This is a genomic window from Cylindrospermopsis sp. CR12 (assembly GCF_001432185.1).
Taxonomy (GTDB): Bacteria; Cyanobacteriota; Cyanobacteriia; order Cyanobacteriales; family Nostocaceae; genus Raphidiopsis; species Raphidiopsis raciborskii.
The window spans coordinates 1-3,600 of sequence record NZ_LMVE01000091.1 but is presented as its reverse complement, the minus strand read 5'-3'; the positions used below and the strand labels follow the sequence as shown (position 1 = coordinate 3,600).

4 protein-coding genes are annotated in these 3,600 nt (G+C 41.9%); 2 read left to right on the top strand and 2 right to left on the bottom strand.

Annotated features, from left to right (window positions below; translation table 11 throughout):
* Positions 1–13 precede the first annotated feature (13 nt).
* Together ASL19_RS18255 and ASL19_RS10240 are read right to left on the bottom strand one after the other, a co-directional pair.
* Positions 14–208, bottom strand: coding sequence for a hypothetical protein (locus ASL19_RS18255; protein ID WP_072149123.1), 195 nt, complete (start codon positions 206–208; stop codon positions 14–16).
* Between the two features lie 37 nt (positions 209–245).
* Complete coding sequence (locus ASL19_RS10240) at positions 246–626, bottom strand: hypothetical protein (RefSeq protein ID WP_152980426.1); 381 nt, start codon at positions 624–626, stop codon at positions 246–248.
* A gap of 326 nt (positions 627–952) precedes the next feature.
* On the opposite strand from ASL19_RS10240, the gene ASL19_RS10235 reads away from it, so the two are divergent.
* A complete protein-coding gene (locus tag ASL19_RS10235) occupies positions 953–1,336 on the top strand; it encodes a hypothetical protein (RefSeq protein ID WP_057178269.1) in 384 nt (127 codons plus the stop codon).
* A partial coding sequence (locus tag ASL19_RS18635; protein WP_057178260.1) for a GUN4 domain-containing protein occupies positions 1,336–3,600 on the top strand: 2,265 nt, incomplete at its 3' end. The genes ASL19_RS10235 and ASL19_RS18635, both read left to right, overlap by 1 nt.

Below are 3,600 nucleotides of genomic sequence, written 5' to 3'. Positions count from 1 at the left end.
TGTTACCCCATCACTACTGATTTATCCTTTGACGGAAAACGTTTACCGTCAATCTTTTACCAAACAGGAACCGAACATGAAACGTCCCTAGAGGAGAGCGATCTCCCGTAGGGAGTGCTTCGCGATCGCCCATTGGGAGTGTAATGCGATCTCGCGTAGGGAGTGCTTCGCAATCGCCCGTAGGAAGTGCAATATTAGTAAAACACATGTTGTGTGTTCAAGCCATCCACCTACAGCAAAACCAGTCAGTTTTCAACTGACTTGAGCTTTGAGACCGGGAATTGATTCCCGGTCTCCCCCACGGACAGTCTCCAGGTTGCTAGTCCTTCGCGATCGCCCGTCGGGAGTGCTGCGCAATCACCCATTGGGAGTGTAATGCGATCTCCCACGGGGAGTGCTTCGCAATCGCCCGTCGGTAGTGCTGCGCAATCGCCTGTATGGAGTGCTTTGCGATCTCCCGTAGGGAGTGCTGCGCAATCGCCCGTAGGGAGTGCTTCGCAATCGCCTCTCAATACATTCAGAATTTTCCCTTGAGAAGGAATCGGGGGGAACACTGAATGCGATCTCGCGAGCGCGAGTGCTTCGCGATCTCCCAAAGGGAGTGCTGCGCAATCGCCCATCAACACGTTGAGAATTTTCTATTGGGGAAGAACAGGGGGATATTTCCTAAGTGCGATCGCCCACAGGGAATACTTTGCGATCACCTCTTTATACGCTCAGAATTTTCCCTTGAGAAGAGAGTGGGGGATATTTCCTGAATGCGATTACATTTCGCTCTTAAACAAATTTCAACGCTTTTATTTGAGAAAAGTTCAGAAAATAGGTAGAATGAGATGTAAAAAATGATTGGAAGATATCAAGTCGTTGACTTTCTTAAATCCATTCAGTGGAGAATGAAAGTGCCGATAAACTCTACAATCAAGAAGAAAACTGGAGTAAAGGCGAGAATTGCATGTCAGAGGAAACTATTTGGATTATCACCAGAGAATATACCCCCAGCGATGAAGATGCTAAAGGAAAAAATACCTACAGCAACCCTTGGGGTGATGATAAACAAAACATCACAGAAGTCGCAACTGGCCTAGTAAAAGTCAGTGTGGAAAAGCTAGAGACAGAACTCTCCCATTTTCTCCAGCTCATTGGCAAAGTATTCAGTCACGCACAGAAACAAATCAATCAACAAACTGGCTTTAAACTGGATGAAGTAGAACTATGTGTAGAAATTACTGGGGAAGGTGAAGTAAAATTATTAGGGACAGGGGTCAAGACTGGCACTAAGGGGGGATTAACCCTAAAATTTAAACAAGAGGCAAACAATACACAAAATCCAAACTAATGGCTAATTGGGCACTCATCATCGGTGTAACAACTTATCAACAGGGTCGGGGATTTAACCGGCTAGATTGCGCCGTCAATGACGCAAGGGCTATGCATAGCTATTGTCACGATGAGGCTAAATTCGATAAGGTTTTCCTATTTTGTGATGATTCTGACCCTATTAAAACCCCAAATGGAAGCTTACTGGAAACAAAACCTACTTCCTCGAATTTAAAAGCCTTCCTTTACGAGTATTTTGAGTCGCCCCATTTGGACGCGGGCGATAACTTCTGGTTTTTCTTCAGTGGTCATGGATTACGCCATGAGGAAGAGGATTATCTTGTTCCCTATGATGGACACCCTATACTGCTCTCAGATACAACTATTTCCCTAACCTATATCACCAAACGCCTACGAAAAAGCGGTGCAGACAATATCATTCTCATGTTAGACGCTTGCCGAAGTGAGACAAACTTCGGGAATAAAGCTGGTGGAGGAAGACCTCAACAGGGAGTAATTACCATTGCTTCCTGTAGCCCAGGGGAAGAATCCTTTCAAATTCCTGAATTGAGAATGAGTTCGTTTACCTACGCGCTTCTGGAAGCATTACGAATTCAAGGGGAAAGGAATTGTGCAACTGTGGAGAGGCTTTGTGGTCATTTATTTCATCGCGTCCCAGAAATCAACACAGAATACAGAAAACCCCTGCAGAATCCGCACTCTAGCGTGGAACCGAACTACAAAAATCATCTGATTCTATTACCACAACAGGCAACCCTTGCTGATATTGCATTACTACGGGAAGAAGCATTAAATTTAGAGATAGAAGGAAGACTAAAAGAAGCTAAACAGTTAATGAAACGGGTTATAGCTTTAGACCCAACAAATCAAAGAGTTTTAAACATTTATGAACGAATTATAGAGAAACTAGCACAACAATCTGATATCCCGAGACAAAATCCAAGTTTGGAAAATGGAGGATCCTTAGAAATAGCAGATGATCCTACTAATTCAAAACCAATAGAAGATATTAAAGGAAGTGATGCTATTACTGCTAATGAGAAACCTGGTTCAGAAGCGAAAATCCTAGAAGGAGAAGAAAGTGAGACAGAAACTCAATCTCTACACACACCAAACAGGTACACAAAATTAGAAACCCTATTAAAAGCTCAAAACTTTAGAGAAGCAGATTTAGAAACAGACAAAGTAATGTTAGCAGTAGCTAACAGAGAAAGCGAGGGGTGGTTGAGAATAGAAGATGCAGAAAATTTTCCTTGTAAGGAATTACGCACCATTGACAATCTGTGGCTAGAATATAGTCAGGGTAAATTTGGTATCTCTGTTCAGCATAAGATATATAAAAACGAGGGAGGAACAAGGGAATATAATGAAAAAGCATGGACAAATTTCAGACAAAAAGTGGGATGGGTAAAATTTGTAGCCGACGGTGAGATCAACTCATTTGCTATTGGACCTCCCAAATATATGACTGGCAAAGGAAAATACGTTATTGTCGAATGGAATAGTTTAGATTTTTCACTATCTGCAAAAAAGGGTCATCTCCCTTTTTTAAAAGTTTTGCGAATTTCAGGGCATGGATGCGGGGCATGGTCTTATCTAATATCAAGATATATGGAGTGTTCAGAACAAACAAATAAAACTATACAGCCAACTATTTTCAGTCGCTTACTACAACTCACACCCCAACCACTTATTACACGAGGAATTTTAAAGAAGACAGAACTCACACTAGGATTATTTACACTAGCAATAGTAACACTTGTTGTGCTACTATATAGACCAAAAGATCCTCCCACAGTTATCCCCACATTAGAAGCAACTCCTATAACCACACCTAGCAGGTACACACAATTAGAAACCTTGTTAAAAGCTCAAAATTTTAGAGAAGCAGATTCAGAAACAGATAGAGTAATGTTAGCAGTAGCTAACAGACAAAGAGAGGGTTGGTTCAGAATAGAAGATGCAGAAAATTTTCCCTGTAAGGAATTGCGCACCATTGACAATCTGTGGTTAAAATATAGTCAGGGTAAATTTGGTATATCTGTCCAACAAGAAATATACAAAAACCTGGGAGGAACAAAACAATATGATGTGAATGTATGGAGATCCTTCGGAGACAGGGTGGGATGGAGAAAACAAGGTTCATGGCTCGATTACAACAATTTAAACTTTTCATTATCCGCACCAACGGGTCAACTCCCTTTGGGTTTTTGGTTTTTTGGGGTAGGGGGTGTTTTTAGGGACTTCCCTCCTGTCAAGACA